The following is a 14,915-nucleotide window of genomic DNA, read 5'->3' as shown; positions in this document are numbered from 1 at the left end:
TTCATCATGAGCTCATCCCGCTCGGGCATCCCGCACTACTGGGTCGCCCTCCGCGCCATGCTCGTCCTCACCGTCGTCCTCGGTGTGGCATACCCGCTCATCATCACCGGGATCGGTCAGCTCGCCCTGCCCGCCCAGGCGAACGGATCCACCGAAACCGTGGACGGCGGCACCGTCGGGTCCGCCCTCATCGGGCAATCATCGTCCGACGCTGACGGCAACCCGCTGCCCGAGTGGTTCCAGCCGCGGCCCTCGGCCGCCGGAGAAGGCTACGACGGAGGAGCCTCCAGCGGATCCAACTACGGACCCGAGAACACCGACTTGATTGCGGCGATCGAGGAGCGGAAGGCGCAGATTGCCGAGTTCAACAGCGTTAACCCGGACGATATCCCTGTGGACGCTCTAACGGCGTCGGCGTCAGGCCTGGACCCGCACATCAGCCCGGAATACGCGCTACTGCAGGTAAAACGCATCGCCGCTGAAAGAAACCTGGCCGTGGAAGACGTGCGGGCTCTAGTTGAGAGCCACATCCAAGCCCGGGAACTCGGCTACCTCGGCGAGCCGACCGTGAACGTGCTGCAGCTGAACATCGCTCTCAAAGCCCTCAAGGCGTAGACCATGAGACGAGGGCAGTTACGAGTGCTGCTCGGTGCCGCCCCCGGCGTCGGAAAAACGTACACCATGCTTGAGGAAGGCAAACGGCTCCTCGGTGAAGGTACGGACGTGGTGGTCGCGGTCGTGGAAACCCACGGCCGCGCCGCCACGGCCGCCATGGCTGAGGGCCTTGAGATTGTCCCCCGCAGCACCGTCGTATACCGGGGTGTCGAATTGACGGAGATGGACCTTGCCGCGGTGATCGCGCGGAAGCCCGACATCGCCTTAGTGGATGAGTTGGCGCATACCAACGCGCCAGGCTCTCCACACGAGAAACGCTGGCAAGACGTGGAGAGCCTGTTGGCTGCGGGGATCGACGTACTGTCTACCGTCAATATTCAACACATTGAATCCCTCAATGATGTCGTGCAGCAAATTACCGGAGTACCGCAGCGCGAAACTATCCCCGACAAAGTACTCCGCGCAGCAGACCAAATCGAAGTCGTCGATCTCGCACCCCAAGCCCTTCGTGGGCGCCTCGCCGATGGGCGGGTATACCCGGCGGAACGCATTGACGCCGCACTGTCAAATTACTTCCGCCTGGGCAACCTCACTGCCCTACGTGAGCTCGCCCTACTTTGGTTGGCAGACGAGGTAGACACCGCCCTGAAAAGCTATCGTGCTGAACATGGAATCGACAGCAAATGGGAGGCCAGGGAGCGGGTCGTCATCGCTCTCACCGGCGGCCCAGAAGGAGAAACCCTGATTCGGCGAGGCGCCCGCATCGCTGCCCGCTCTGCAGGGGGAGAACTCCTCGCGTTACATATCATCAGCCAAGATGGCCTGCGCTCCGCTCACCCCGGAGCGCTCGCCCAGCAGCGAACCCTAGTCGAGACCCTTGGAGGCACCTACCACCAGGTCATTGGCGACGACATCCCCCATGCGCTCGTCGAATTCGCCAAGGGAGCGAATGCCACCCAACTGGTGATCGGGGTCAGCCGCAGGAGCCGGCTAATGGCGGCCCTTACTGGGCCGGGAATTGGATCGACGGTGATCCGCGAGTCCGGTAACATAGACGTCCACATCGTCACTCACGCCGCGGCCGGAGGACACTTCACGCTCCCCCGACTCGCAGGAGGCGTCACGATGAAACGCCGCACTATTGGATTCCTCATCGCCCTAGTCGGCGGCCCACTCGTCACCTGGCTGCTCGTGTCGTTCCGGAGCCCGGAGTCAATCACCAGCGATGTTCTCACTTACCAGCTCCTCGTTGTCCTCGTCGCCCTGGTCGGCGGCATCTGGCCCGCCCTTTTCGCTGCGCTCCTGTCGGGCCTCACCCTCGACTTCTTCTTCGTCGAACCTGTGAATACGATTACCGTTGATGAACCGTTACATCTCTTGGCGCTTTTCCTATACGTTCTCAACGCTGTCCTGGTTAGCTACGTCGTGGATCAAGCGGCGCGACGCAGCCGCGCAGCCAAACGCTCAGCGGCGGAGTCCGAACTTCTCGCCACCATCTCCGGAAGTGTCCTCCGGGGTCAGAGCGCTCTACAAGCGCTGGCCAATCAAACTCGCGAAGCCTTCAATCTCACCGGGGTGCGCCTGACAGCGGACGGGCAAATCATTGTGCGGGACGGTGAACCCACTACCGACCAGAAGCTCACGACGGTGCCCGTCGGGACACGCGCCATCCTTGAACTCCACGGTGGAGCTCTACAGGCATCAGAACGACGACTGCTCGCCGTGATCGCCGCACAGATCGATGCCGCAATGGAACACTCCGACCTCACCGCCACAGCAAACGAAGTAGGGCCACTCGCCAAGGCAGACCGCGTGCGAAGTGCGCTCCTCACCGCAGTAAGCCACGACCTCCGCCGCCCCCTCGCAGCTGCTACTGCTGCCATTAGCGGACTTCGCTCAACCGACATCGCCTGGTCTGACAGCGATCGAGACGAGCTCATCGCCACCGCTGATGAGAGCCTTCAAGCGCTTGCATCACTCGTGACTAATCTTCTTGACGTCAGCAGGGTTCAAGCCGGCGTTCTTGGCGTGTTGCTCGATGCAGTTGACGCGGAGGATGTGATCCTCTCGTCTTTGGATGAGCTGCATCTTGGTCCAGGGGAGATTGAGCTCGACCTCGATCCAAATCTTCCGTATCTCATGGCAGATCAGGGCCTTCTTCAGAGGGTGGTTGTAAATCTCCTTGCCAATGCCGCCCGTTTTACCCCGCCCGGCACGCGGGTCCGCATCTCCACTAGCAGTTTCGGTGGCACCGTCGAGATCCGAGTCATCGACCACGGTCCAGGCATAGCCGCCGAACGCCGAGAGGAAATCTTCGTTCCATTTCAGCGGCTGGGCGACACCGATAACCTCACCGGCCTCGGGCTCGGTCTTGCCCTATCCAAAGGATTCACCGAGGGCATGGGCGGCACTCTCGAAGCCGAGACTACCCCTGCTGGCGGCCTCACAATGGTCATCGCCCTCCCCGCAGTTAGCCCGAAAGTCCCATCATCAGACGAGAAGCCCATCTACCCCCAACCGGACCACATTGCACCTCAGGGCAAGGAGTCACATGAAGATCCTCATCGCTGACGACGACCCCCAAATACTCCGCGCCCTGCGCATCACCCTCAGCGCACGCGGCTATGAGATCATCACCGCCGCCAACGGCACAGACGCTGTTAACGCGGCCATCGAGCATCGCCCCGACATATACATGATCGACCTAGGCATGCCCGAACTCAATGGCATCCAAGTCATCCAAGGCCTTCGCGGGTGGACCCATGCCCCCATCCTCGTGGTCTCCGGGCGTACCGGCGCAGCCGACAAGGTCGAGGCGCTTGACGCTGGCGCGGACGATTACGTAACCAAACCCTTCTCCATCGACGAGCTCCTCGCCCGAATCCGCGCCCTCACGCGTCGCGTCCCCAACCAGGAAACCGCCCCCATTACACGAATCGCCGACATCTCCATCGACCTCGTAGCCAAAAGCATCACCAAGGAGACAACCGACGGAACCGAATTCGTGCGCCTGACGCCGACGGAATGGCAGGTGCTCGAAGTCCTTGTCAGGAACGTCGGCAGACTCGTGTCTCGTCAAACCCTCCTGACCGAAATCTGGGGATCTGAACACATCACTGACACCGGATACCTGCGCCTCTACATCGCGCAACTCCGCAAGAAAATTGAGCCCGACCCGAGCAGGCCCCGCTATCTGCTCACTGAATCGGGCATGGGGTATCGATTCATGCCGGACCGCAACATGCGTGACTGAATCGCAGTTCACAGGAACTAGGCGACCGGTGGGACGCCAGAACACGAATCACACCGCCCAGAATCAGGCCCGGATGGCCCGACTCGAGCCGCACCTCGCGGAGAAGCGCGAGCAGATCGCTGAGTGGGAGGCCGTGCGTGCAGCCCAGATAACGAGCGGCACGCACGGCCTCCCACTCGTCGTGTTGCTCGATCAACACCGACCCGGCCAGGCGGAGCAGGGCTGCGGCCTTGAGGAATACGCCGACGACGTCGGAGCGGCGTTTGATCTCCTTGTTCACCCGTTCCAGCGGGTTGGTGGACCAGATCTGGCGCTAGTGCCGCAGTGGGAACGCAGCGAACGCGAGCAGGTCGGGTTGCGCGTCGACAAGCATCGCGGCGACCTTCGGGTGCGAGCGGGCGAGCATCGTAGTGACCTCGCGGAACTGCTTCTCGATGTGCTCGCGGTCGGGCTGCGCGAAGATAGTGCGGATGATCGAGGCGACCATATCCTGGGATCCTTGCGGGATCACGGCGAGGACGTTGCGCATGAAGTGCACCCGGCATCTCTGCCAGCCGGCGCCCTGGAACACGGTCCCGAGAGACTGCCCCGAGTTCAGTTGACTCAGAGGGTTAGTGGTTTCAGGCGCCTTGTGGGCCACGTTTATTGTCTCAAAACCGATCGGGGTGAGCTTACCGAGGCGGCGTTGCCGGCGCTTGCGGTGATAGGTGCGCTCGATTCAGATCACCATCGCCAGGCGCATTTCCTCCCGGGTTGACCACCGCTGCCGATCGAGGACGTTCTTCTGCAGCAGGGCGAAGAACGACTCCAACGCCGCGTTGTCAGCGCATGCACCGACTCGGCCCATCGACCCGGTGATGCCGTTGTTCTTCCGCACCCGCAGGAACGCGTTGGAGCGGAACTGGGAGCCCCGTTCCGAGTGCAGGATCGTGCCGTCGATGGTGCGCTGGCCGATCGCGTTCCGGGCGGCCGCGACGGCCAGGGACGCCTTCATCCTGGAGTCGATCGAGTAGCCGACGATCTTGTTCGAGTAGACGTCTTTGATCGCGCAGAGGTAGATCTTGCCCTCATCGGTGCGGTGTTCGGTGATGTCGTTCAGCCAGAGCTGGTTCGGGCGTGTCGAAGTGAATTTCCGCTTGACGAGGTCGTCGTGGACGGGCGGGCCGGCCTTGCGCGTGAGGCCGCGTTTCTTCGCGAACACAGACCAGAGCCGCTGCTGGGAGCAGAGCCGCCAGACCCGGTTCTCACCCGCGGTGAGACCGGCCTGGTCGAGCTCGTCGGCGATGAACCGGTAACCGAACGCGGGGTCGTCCCGGTGGGCATCCCAGGCGGCGTTGGTGAGGTGGGCGTCGTCCCAGTCGCGCTGGGAGATAGGGTTGCGCTTCCATTGGTAGAACGCTTGTTTGGAGAAGCGCAGCACCCGGCAGGTCACCGTGACGGGGACACCGTCGACGGCCAGTTCACAGACCAGCGGGTACATCATTTTGGGTTGACGTCACGGGACAGATAGGCCACGGCCCGGCGCATGACCTCGGCTTCCTGCTCGAGCAGCCGGATGCGCTTCTTCGCATCGCGGAGCTCGGCGGATTCCTTCTCGGTCACGCCCGGCTTCACGCCTTCCTCGACGTCGGCTTTCTTCAGCCAGTTCGCCAGGCAGGACTCCGAGATCCCGAAGTCCTTCGCGATCTGATTCAGCGGGGCTTCGTGCTTCCGGGCGACCGCGACTACATCGCGGCGGAACTCGGGTGTGTAGGGCTTGGGCATGATGACATCTTTCCAGCGAAGACGAATCTCCACAGGTCAGGAGTCAACCAAACCGGGGGCAGTCCCGTCGATCCCAACTACCAGGTCCCCGGCATGTTCCAGCTCATCGCAGCTCAGGGCGATGCTGTGCAGGCCTTCCACGAGTTCTACGGGCTCCGTGTGGTCATCACGGACGGCGGCTTGGCCAGCAGCGGCGGTGAGGGCGAGTGCCTGAACGTCTTCTTGGCCGCGGACGGCGAGAACTCGGACTCTAATTCGTTCTCGGGGCCGATCAGGGGCGGTTGTGCTGCGGGACCGTTTCCGGCGATGACTCAGTTGATGGCGGACGAGGAGGGCCTTCCCGACGAACTGCAGTCAGCGTTTCCGGGACCGACCGCCCTGCAGTTCGTCTACGACAAAGCGAACCAAAAGATCGTGATCTTCGCGGGCGAATGACGTTCCTTTCGCGGGCCTCTGTCCGCCCGGACTGCGGCCACAGGTCACGGCGCAGGTTGAAGTACCTGCGTCCGAGCCACAGCCCGTGCGAGACCTGACACTCCCGACGGCAACTGTCGAATCGTCCAACCGACGAGGTCAATGCAAGACTCGATCCAAGCCGGGGGCTGCTACGGTGCAGCCTGATCACGCCATCTCAATGCCGAGGGGCCACGGAAACTCAGGGGGATTTCATGAAACGGTTGCCATCCATACTGGTCGCGGGCGTCGTAGCCGCGGTGGCGTTGTCGGGCTGCCAAGCAGAGGAAACGGTGGCTCCCGTACCTCCAACCTCGGCCTCGCCGGCGCCCGCCAAGACGGATGACCCCACTGCGCAGGAATCTGCTCAGGCGTGGGCCGACGAGACTTTCGGGACGTTCGAGGCTTTCACGGTCACCGGGAGCGGGGCGGATGAAATTGTCTTTCCCGACAACGCCAAATCTGGCTTCTACACAATCACATGGGCACCCGGACACTATGCGAATGAGAATTCCTATGCGCAGGTTTACGGTGAGGACGGGACCTTCCACGAGGTCGGCACAGCGGACTACCAGGGCGATTCGGCCAGCGTCGCTTATGGCCTGGATCCCGCCGTGGGCCCCGCTGGTTGGATAGGTGTTGAGGCCGGTGCGGGTGATTGGTCCATCACTGTTTCGCCTATTTCAGCGCTTCCCGCGTTGCCGGAGACCGGTGGCTACGACGCTTACCTGTATGCAGGCGCTGAGCAACCGGAAGTTTTCTCGTCCTTAAACTCGGGGCGGGTCAGCGTTCGACAGTTCAACGGCGTCGATTCGACCGACAGCATCCTCCACCAGGACGCTGCGGGTACTCTTCTCGCTGGCCCCAGCGTCGTCAACGTCCAGCTGGAGAGCGTGAGCCCCTGGACGCGGTCCGCGAATTAGCCAGGGCGACACGACCTGGTCAGCGGCCGGTTCGGTCTTTGGGACCGCGAATCACGCAGAACAGAGTGTGTTCACGTATCGAGTGAACGGCGTCCCGTAGAGCGTTCCTCTTGCGGGGAACCTCACGACAGCGGGCACTTCACCCTTGGGTTATAGGACGCTGACGCCCCGGAGCCTCGTGGGAGTACAACTCAATGCGCCAAATAGCAATCAAAGAACGCCGCCACAGAGCGCAAAAAGTCACAACGAATGCCCATTTAGGTGGGCTCCCGCGTCTTCAGCGGGCCATCGCATAGCCGCGAATTGAGTTCCTATTGGTCTGTCGCCAAGGCATCCCGAACCGTTTTCTTGTTTGCAGCTCGCGAGGGGATGCCGATGGCGGTCAATATGCCGAGAAAACCAACGAGGGTGACAGCGGCTCCGGCTCTGAGGTCGATTTGCGGTGACCACCCGTAGCCTAGATTGACCAAGGAGAGGGAATAGAGAAGGACGGCCAGGAGCGCGACAACGGCGCTCAGGAAGAAGGCCGTGACTGCATAGATGAGCGCTTCCAGTACCGGCATCAGAGCCAAGGTTCGGGGTGGGGCCCCCGTGGCACGGAGCAGTGCTGTTTCTCTTTCTCGGGTCTGACCAACCATGAAGACTATCGCCACGCTTCCAGTGATGGCGATGACGGCGGCAGGCGTGAATAGGACGAGCCCTTGGCCCAGAGCAAGTTGGGGCGCATCTTGGTCGTTTCGCGATGTCACGGCCCACGTAGTTGCAGCGCTGAAGTAGATGCTCAACAGCCCTGCGCCGATCATGAAGGGCGTGATCGTCGAAGTTGTTGCCGTTAGCCGGGCGAGCGCTCCATGGCGAGCCACATACCAGGCTGTGGAGAGGTGGGCAGGGACGATTGCTGTCCACGCCCGAACAAACACTGGGAAGACTGCCGACGCCATGATTGCCAGGACAACCAAGACGGCGCATCCGAAAAGCATCACAAGCGAGGAGGCCGAACCGTTGTTTTTCTCTGTGATGGCGCCGACGGCGAAGAAGATCCCGCCGGCTGACACGATGCCAGCTCCAAGAATGGATCGCGGTCGAAGTCGTGCTTCGTTCCCACCAGATTTGTCTTGCAAGGCTTCGATAGCCGTGACCCTCGATGCCCGCCACGACGGTATCCCCGCGCCAAAGAGCGACGTCCCAACCACGAACCCGTACGTTGCGACGATCGCTGACCATGTCGGCTGCGCGGGAAGAAGAATTCCGAGATCTGTAACGGACATGAGGAAGTCGGAACCGACTTGGATGAGCGGGAGGGCGACAAGAATTCCGACTGTCGAGGCAACAAGGGCCAACAAAACGAATTGCGCCAAGACACCGCCGAACACCTGGGCGGGCGTTGCCCCGGCCAGTCGCCACCGGGCGAACCGTGAACGGCCCTGCGCAACTTTGGTGGCGCCCACCGAGGACAGGACGATTGTGCTGGGAAGCGCGATTCCCATCAGCAAAAGAAAAACGGCCAATTGGATGAGTGTGTTGTTGGCTCCCTCTGGCGCGGATGCCAGCGCCTGGATCCCGGCGGGTGTCTGAACGGAGAACCAGAAGAACGCGGCCAAGGCTACCCAGAACGAACACGCAACCGTCGCGTACAAGGGACCAACGAAACTCCGTGCATCGGTTCGCATGTCGGAGAGGAGCAGCCGAATCATGGTGTGGCGGACGCTATCTCTGCGGCAAGGGCAGCCAAGATGTCAGCGGGTTCGGGGCGTTCGAGCGTGACGAGGAGGCGACCGTCTCGAATAACGACGACTCGGTCGGCCGTGCAGGCGGCGGGGATGTCGTGTGTGACAAAAATGACGGCTCCACCGCGTTCGGACACGGTTCGCATGTAGCCATTCACGGTCGCTGCCGAGCGGCTGTCGAGAGAACCGGTGGGTTCGTCCGCGAAGAGGATGTCGGGCGCATTGGCCAAGGCCCTCGCTATGGCCACGCGCTGTTGCTCTCCCCCGGAGAGCGTCCCCGGACGGTCGTATGAATGTGTGAGCAAGCCGACCTGATCCAGCGCATCATTGACCGCCTTCTTATCGACCCGTTTACCGCCCAGCCTCTGGGGAAGTGCGACGTTTTCCCACGCCGTCAGTGACGGAATCAAATTGAAGTTCTGAAAGACGAACCCGATTCGCTCTCGATACATGACTGCGAGTCGGCGAGCGGAAATAGTAGTGAGGTCCTGGTCCAACAGTACGGATCGTCCTGATGTTGGTCGTTCGAGACCGGCGAGGCAGTACAGGAGAGTTGACTTGCCTGATCCAGACGGACCGACGATCGCGGTGACTCCGCCGGCGATCGACAGGCTGATGCCATTGAGCACCTCAACGTCAGGTGTCCCCTTGCGAACGCGAAACGATTTTCTTATGTCTTCTGCCCGCAACACCATATCCGCCCCATTTCAGTCTGTGCGATCACACCCCTACCCAGACAATACCGAAAGTGTGACACAGCCAGGCACTCGACGTCATCAGCCAGCACGCTAGACAAGTCTGGGGCGCCCCGTGCTTACTCGGGCTACTCGCCTCAGACTCGGATACCGCTTTGAACCCCATCCGTGTTCTGGGCAGCTACGCGATTCCCCTTCTGGAAAGGCTATTGTCCTTTCCCAGTGTCAGCGACGGTTGAAACGTAGGCCAATAACGACGGTCGAAAAGTAGTCCACTGTTGTGTCTGACTACTCTGCCGTGTTCTCTGGTCGTGCCGAGGGAAGAGTGTCGATGCCGCTGTTTTTGAGTCGGTAGCTGGAGCCTTTGAGCGTGATGACGTCGGCGTGGTGAACGATTCGGTCGATCATCGCGGCCGCCACGACGTGGTCGCCGAAGACGTCGCCCCATCGGGAGAAGGGGAGGTTGCTGGTCAGGATCAGCGAGGCGTGTTCGTAACGGCTCGAGACGAGCTGGAAGAACAGATTCGCGGCGTCTTGTTCGAACGGGATGTAGCCGACTTCGTCGACGATGATCAGGCCGTAACGGCGGAGCTTCACGAGTTCCTGGGGCAGCCGGCCCAGCTGGTGGGCTGATTGGAGCCGGGTGACCCAGTCCGTTGCTGTGGCGAACAGGACTCGGTGGCCCGCATGGGCGGCTTTGATGCCCAGGCCGATCGCGAGGTGCGTTTTCCCGGTCCCGGGCGGCCCGAGCAGGACCACGTTCTTCGCCTCGGTGAGGAAGGAACCGGTGCCGAGGTGCGCGATCGTGTCTCGCTTGAGCGAGGGCTGGTGGTCGAAGTTGAACTCCTCCAACGACTTCCGGCCGGGGAAGCCCGCTGCCCGAATCCGCAGTTCCGCGCCGGAAGACTCCCTCGCGGAGACTTCCCGAGAGAGGACCGCCGCCAAGTATTCCTCGTGAGTCCAACCTGCCTCCCGGGCCTGCTCAGCGAGTCGGGCGGCGGCGTCCCTGATCCTGGGAGCTTTCAATGCGCGGGCGAAGTATTCGATCTCGCTGATCGCTTCGCGGCTCATCAGGCGACTTCACCGTCGAGGTCGAACCGGACCCCGAACGCCGTGTCGTAGTCGGCGAGGTTTCGTTCGAGGCTCTCCTCGACCGGCTCCGCGCGGGTTTGAAACGCGGCTCGCAGGGTCGCGGCGGCGGCAACGTGAGCCCGATCGGTGATCGTTTGTCCGGTCGACCATGCCCGGTCATGAGACGCGAACAGCCTGTCCTCGAGGGTGACCGTGACCTGGTCCAGGTCCGCCCGAACCTCGACCATTCGTCCGATCCCGGCCGGATCAACGGAGTAATCGTTGCCGTAGACGCGAACGTATTAATCGCGCGGCAAACGGATCCGGGCGGCGAACCCGACCAGCGGAGCGACCGGCGGCAACGCGAGCATCGCGGCCCGGTCCGCCGCGACCAACTCCGTGGGGCGCCCGCCGAGCCGGCGAACAACCCTCCCATTCGCCCGGGGCAACCAACTCGAGAGTTGCTCGTTGAAGTCAGCCGGCGAGCGAAACGATCGCCCCGGCAGGAACGATGTCTCCAAGTACTGATTCGCGCGTTCGACGATGCCTTTGGACTCCGGATCGAAGGGCTTGAGTTGCACGATCCTGGTCGTCAACGTCCCGGTGAATGCCGCGACTCCGTGAGCGAACGCGTTCCGGCGGCCGAAGCCGGCCTCGTTGTCCCAGATCAACCGCTTCGGGACGGCGCCCAACTGCCCCGAGATCAATATCCACATGCCCAGGAGCAGATCCGGTGTCGTCCGCGACGGCAACATCACAGCCGTGATGAACCGCGAGAACGAGGACACGACCACCAACACCGGCGGAGACCCGGCCTGGCCGGCGCCGAGCGGGATCTTCACGGGCGGGAACCACAGATCGCACTGCGCCTGATCCCCGGCTGCATACGCGATCCGGTCCGCGGGATCTGCCGGCGCATACTCGGGCCGAAGCCTCGCCACATTCTCACGGAACCACGTGATCGAGCCCGACCACGCCAACCACTCCGCGACGACCGTCGCGGGCATCCTCGGGTGCGCCGCGAGCAGCTCACGGATCCGCGGCTCCAGCTCCCTCAACTCAGATGGCCGAACCGGCCGCTCATATTTCGGCAGCTCATCAGAAGCGATCGCTCGCGCGACCGTGTCCCTGGCCACCCCTAAACGCCGCGCGATCTCTCGCTGCGACACGCCCTCGCTCTTGTGAAGGCGACGAATCAACGCCCAATCTTCCACTGTGATCACCTATCCAATCGTGGTCGAGTGGACTAGTTTTCAACCGTCGATTCTGGCTGGGTATTCAACCGTCGCTGACACCCAGAGGGATAGTCGGCCAGCTGACGGGGTGGCTAAGCCCTCGAGCCACTGGAACACTTGGACTTCTCTGAACCCGAATGCCGAACGCTCGACAGCAAATGGTTCGTGGGATATCTGTCAACGCCTATTCGCTGGGGCCATTGCGAACAATTTGCTTTCATTCGCCGCCTCGATAGCAACCCCAGTGGCGGTCTCGTCCGCGGTGGGCAACTCAAACGATCTGTCCGTGCGATTGAAAAATACTGTCTAACGGATCATTGATTCGCGGCCAGAATCAGACGCAGGTCTTGCACGGCGTCTTCAAGCCCGATGGCGTTTCCGACTCCAACGGTTGAAAGCACAATTTCATCGACGCCGGCATCCTCGTATCGGGCCAGGGCGCTGATGATCTTTGCTGGTGTGCCATATACGAATACGTCATGCTCCAGGACTTCGGCGATGTTCCGCATTGCATCCTTCTCGTGCATTTCGAGGCCGGCTTGTTTGAGCATCGAAACGTAATGGCTGCCGCTGAGGTGTCTTTCCACTGCAGCGCGTGCGAGGACACGGGCTGTCCTTCCCGGCCGAGCTACGGCGACGGGAACAATGGCAACAACACGTGGCCGAGTTCTTCCGCCGGGGCGGTTCTCGATCATCGCTGGGATTAGCCGATCGGCTATGTAGGACGGCGGCGCGAGCCACGTAACTGCGACATCGCCGGACCTTCCTACGGCGGCCGCCATCGCAGGTCGGAGAACGCCGCCTCCGACTTCAATCTCCGGCGCTGGCACAATTTGCATTGAGCCCTGGATGTTGAAGAGCTCACTTGGAGCTTGTACACCGCCGGTTTGCAGCAGCTGTTTCACAACTGACATGTACTGTTCTGTGTGAGCGACGGGACGCGCTAGCGGTTGGCCCAATATGGCTCTGCTGAATTCTGGCGCTCCCGGACCAAAAGCGACAGTTACGTGCGACAAGCCAAGCGAGAGTAGCGATCGCACTTGAAGTGCTGCGTCATAAGGGTGACGCAAAGGCGTGAGAGCAACACCCATCCCCACTCGAATGGAGTATCCCGCGCCGGCAAGATAGGCAAACGACGCGTGAGCATCAATACCAAACGATTGCCCCATCCAAAGCGCGTGTGCACCTTTCCCGCGTGCCAAGTCGGCAACGGGCACCAGCGACTTGATAGCGTTCGGCTGTTGCACAGCCATTACCGACAGTTTTAATGACATCGCGTCCTCATCGGCAATCTCTGTTGGTGAAGCAACCATTTGGACCTGACAATTGATATGAACAGACTCAGGCGACTAGCTGGCGCACGGCCAACTCCCGATAGATCTCGCTGGAGAGCAGAAGCTCGTCATGGGTCCCACTCGCCGTCGTTCTTCCGTCTTCCACAACGATGATCTGATCAGAATTAACTACTGTGGACAGACGGTGCGCAACCACAAGTACCGTTCGTGAAGGGGTTTGGGAAGCCAACAGATTCTGGAGAATTTCTTCGGTGACGGCGTCTACCGAAGAGGTGGGCTCGTCCAGGAGGAGGAGCTCAGCATTTCCCAGGAGGACGCGTGCCCAAGCCAACCTCTGACGCTGGCCACCCGACAGCATCACCCCATCGTCGCCGACCCGGCTCTGAAGACCCTCGCTTGAACGGTGCACCACGTCATCTAGGCCTACGGCGTCCAACGCTCCCATCAATTCCAGGTCGCTCAGGTTTGGATTTCCGAGCCTCAGATTGTCCGCTATCGTGCCCGAAACTGACGTAGCCTCCTGCTCGACATAGCCGAGGTTAGAACGGACGCTAGCCCTCGGCATCGAACGGATGTCATTTCCGGAGTACAGAATGGCTCCAGAGTCAATTTCATAGAATCGTTCGGCGAGAGCCAAAATGGTTGATTTTCCGGCACCAGACGGACCGACGATTGCATTGCGTGTGCCTTTGATGATGGAGAAGGAGACGTCTTGGAGAGCCTGCGTGCCAGACGCGTAAGCGAAGCGCACGCTGCGAAATTCGATCAAGGCTTCGGATTGTGCCGTGGGGACCCGAAGCGGCAAATTCCTTGAGATCGCAGCATCGCCCGCGTCCTCTTCGTCCAAGAAGACTATGTCGTTGACACGCTGCAGAGCGGCCAATGCAACCTGCATCTGACTCACGGCGCCAAGGCCCTGCGATATCGGCTGGATAAGAAGGGACAAGTAGAGCACGAAGGCCACGAGGCTCGCGAGCTCTAAGGTGCCACTCGCCACTCGAACGCCGCCGATTGCGAGAACGACCACGATCGAGCCCTGAATGAACAACGAAATAATGGGGCGAATAAACGCTTCCAATTTGGCCACATTGACGCCAGCTCCATAGGCGGCCGTTGCAGAAATTATGACTCGCTCGGACTCATCAGCGGTTGCACCTGCGGCGCGAATTGTTCGAATTGCGGAGAGTGATCTGAGGACGGAAGCCGACATATCGCCAACCCGATTTTGCACATCAAGGCTGGCGACTCGAATAAGCCGAGCCATCGCAAGGACGCTAACGGTCCCCACCGTCACCGTAGCGAGCACGAGAAGCAGAAGAGTTGAATCGAGCGAGACCATGAGCAGCAACGACGCAACAAACATTATGGCTGCGGCGCCAAGATCAAAGATTCCCGAAGTGACCAGTGACCGAACCATCGCCGAATCTGTGCCAGCGCGCGAGAGCAAATCTCCTAGCGCTCGCTGATCGTACTCAGTGATCGGAAGTCGAAGTAGACGTCCGATCAAGGAGCGCCGGAGCCCCAGCACGGCTGCCTCCCCCGTACGCTGCAGCAGATACGAACGCGCCGCCGAGAAGAGTGCTTCACCAATTGTGATTGCGACCAGTATCCAGATCAGAATCACCGGCGCACCTTGCTCAACCGTTGTCCCACCGATCAAGTTCTTCACCACAATCGGCTGCACGATCGCGAGACCCGTTGCCGCAAGCGACGCGACGATTGCGGACAAAAGAGCCAAGTGATGGCCGCCGAGATATGGAACAAAATCTCGCAACTTTGCCCGTCGCGTCTTCGCGTCGACGGGCGTCTCAAGTTCGGTGGCGGGTTCCAAAGTGATGACCTTCTTTCGATGAGAATCCATGCGAAGGCCATTCTTCTGGGCAT

The 14,915-nt window shown here is 61.2% G+C and carries 10 protein-coding genes and 3 pseudogenes; 5 read left to right on the top strand and 8 right to left on the bottom strand.

Annotated features, from left to right (window positions below; all coding sequences use genetic code 11):
• Positions 1-6 precede the first annotated feature (6 nt).
• Genes kdpC through E3O65_RS15940 form a run of 3 tightly spaced genes read left to right on the top strand, consistent with a single transcriptional unit; the run spans position 7 to position 3,868 of the window.
• Positions 7-615: a potassium-transporting ATPase subunit KdpC gene (gene kdpC, locus E3O65_RS15950; protein ID WP_134364709.1), complete on the top strand. Its 609-nt coding sequence runs from the start codon at positions 7-9 to the stop codon at positions 613-615.
• A 3-nt stretch (positions 616-618) separates the two neighbouring features.
• A complete protein-coding gene (locus E3O65_RS15945) occupies positions 619-3,186 on the top strand; it encodes a sensor histidine kinase (protein ID WP_134364708.1) in 2,568 nt (855 codons plus the stop codon).
• The gene (locus tag E3O65_RS15940) at positions 3,167-3,868 is read left to right on the top strand and encodes a response regulator (protein ID WP_134364707.1); all 702 of its coding nucleotides are present in this window, start codon (positions 3,167-3,169) and stop codon (positions 3,866-3,868) included. The genes E3O65_RS15945 and E3O65_RS15940 overlap by 20 nt, the downstream gene beginning before the upstream one ends.
• A 142-nt stretch (positions 3,869-4,010) precedes the next feature.
• On the opposite strand, the pseudogene E3O65_RS17345 reads toward E3O65_RS15940, so the two are convergent.
• Both E3O65_RS17345 and E3O65_RS15930 read right to left on the bottom strand, forming a co-directional pair.
• Positions 4,011-4,451 (bottom strand): annotated as a pseudogene (locus E3O65_RS17345) (transposase); the annotation flags it as partial.
• Positions 4,452-4,508: 57 nt separating this feature from the next.
• Positions 4,509-5,632: pseudogene (locus E3O65_RS15930) on the bottom strand (IS3 family transposase); the annotation flags it as partial.
• Between the two features lie 93 nt (positions 5,633-5,725).
• Here E3O65_RS15930 and E3O65_RS15925 point away from each other — a divergent pair.
• On the top strand, positions 5,726-6,067 hold the full coding sequence (locus E3O65_RS15925) for a hypothetical protein (RefSeq protein WP_134364705.1): 342 nt from the start codon (positions 5,726-5,728) through the stop codon (positions 6,065-6,067).
• 233 nt (positions 6,068-6,300) lie between these two features.
• Positions 6,301-7,008, top strand: coding sequence for a hypothetical protein (locus E3O65_RS15920; RefSeq protein WP_134364704.1), 708 nt, complete (start codon positions 6,301-6,303; stop codon positions 7,006-7,008).
• Positions 7,009-7,319: 311 nt separating this feature from the next.
• Here the strand turns inward: E3O65_RS15920 and E3O65_RS15915 are convergent, their stop codons facing one another.
• The 6 genes and pseudogenes from E3O65_RS15915 to E3O65_RS15890 form a co-directional block, all read right to left on the bottom strand.
• On the bottom strand, positions 7,320-8,702 hold the full coding sequence (locus tag E3O65_RS15915) for an FtsX-like permease family protein (RefSeq protein WP_134364703.1): 1,383 nt from the start codon (positions 8,700-8,702) through the stop codon (positions 7,320-7,322).
• Positions 8,699-9,430 carry an ABC transporter ATP-binding protein gene (locus E3O65_RS15910; protein ID WP_134364702.1) on the bottom strand — a complete coding sequence of 244 codons (732 nt, stop codon included), beginning with the start codon at positions 9,428-9,430 and terminating at the stop codon, positions 8,699-8,701. Before E3O65_RS15910 ends, E3O65_RS15915 begins: the two co-directional genes overlap by 4 nt.
• A 288-nt stretch (positions 9,431-9,718) precedes the next feature.
• Positions 9,719-10,501: an IS21-like element helper ATPase IstB gene (gene istB / locus E3O65_RS15905; protein ID WP_134364701.1), complete on the bottom strand. Its 783-nt coding sequence runs from the start codon at positions 10,499-10,501 to the stop codon at positions 9,719-9,721.
• A pseudogene (gene istA / locus E3O65_RS15900) lies at positions 10,501-11,724 on the bottom strand (IS21 family transposase). Before istA ends, istB begins: the two are co-directional and overlap by 1 nt.
• Positions 11,725-12,050: 326 nt before the next feature.
• A complete protein-coding gene (locus E3O65_RS15895; protein ID WP_134364700.1) occupies positions 12,051-13,049 on the bottom strand; it encodes an LLM class flavin-dependent oxidoreductase in 999 nt (332 codons plus the stop codon).
• Positions 13,050-13,077: 28 nt separating this feature from the next.
• Positions 13,078-14,892 (bottom strand): ABC transporter ATP-binding protein, encoded by a 1,815-nt coding sequence (locus E3O65_RS15890; protein ID WP_134364699.1) that lies wholly within the window; start codon positions 14,890-14,892, stop codon positions 13,078-13,080.
• Positions 14,893-14,915: the final 23 nt, after the last annotated feature.

Source organism: Cryobacterium breve (assembly GCF_004402375.1).
In the GTDB taxonomy this organism is placed as follows: Bacteria; Actinomycetota; Actinomycetes; order Actinomycetales; family Microbacteriaceae; genus Cryobacterium; species Cryobacterium breve.
The sequence above is the reverse complement of the archived record's forward strand: the minus strand, read 5'-3'. Positions and strand labels throughout refer to the sequence as shown.

Excerpts from the sequence above, each read along its gene's own strand:
- kdpC (WP_134364709.1), top strand. The coding sequence starts at position 7 with ATGAGCTCATCCCGCTCGGGCATCCCGCACTACTGGGTCGCCCTCCGC.
- E3O65_RS15945 (WP_134364708.1), top strand. The coding sequence starts at position 619 with ATGAGACGAGGGCAGTTACGAGTGCTGCTCGGTGCCGCCCCCGGCGTC.
- E3O65_RS15940 (WP_134364707.1), top strand. The coding sequence starts at position 3,167 with ATGAAGATCCTCATCGCTGACGACGACCCCCAAATACTCCGCGCCCTG.
- E3O65_RS15925 (WP_134364705.1), top strand. The coding sequence starts at position 5,726 with ATGTTCCAGCTCATCGCAGCTCAGGGCGATGCTGTGCAGGCCTTCCAC.
- E3O65_RS15920 (WP_134364704.1), top strand. The coding sequence starts at position 6,301 with ATGAAACGGTTGCCATCCATACTGGTCGCGGGCGTCGTAGCCGCGGTG.
- E3O65_RS15915 (WP_134364703.1), bottom strand. The coding sequence starts at position 8,702 with ATGATTCGGCTGCTCCTCTCCGACATGCGAACCGATGCACGGAGTTTC.
- E3O65_RS15910 (WP_134364702.1), bottom strand. The coding sequence starts at position 9,430 with ATGGTGTTGCGGGCAGAAGACATAAGAAAATCGTTTCGCGTTCGCAAG.
- istB (WP_134364701.1), bottom strand. The coding sequence starts at position 10,501 with ATGAGCCGCGAAGCGATCAGCGAGATCGAATACTTCGCCCGCGCATTG.
- E3O65_RS15895 (WP_134364700.1), bottom strand. The coding sequence starts at position 13,049 with ATGGTTGCTTCACCAACAGAGATTGCCGATGAGGACGCGATGTCATTA.
- E3O65_RS15890 (WP_134364699.1), bottom strand. The coding sequence starts at position 14,892 with ATGGATTCTCATCGAAAGAAGGTCATCACTTTGGAACCCGCCACCGAA.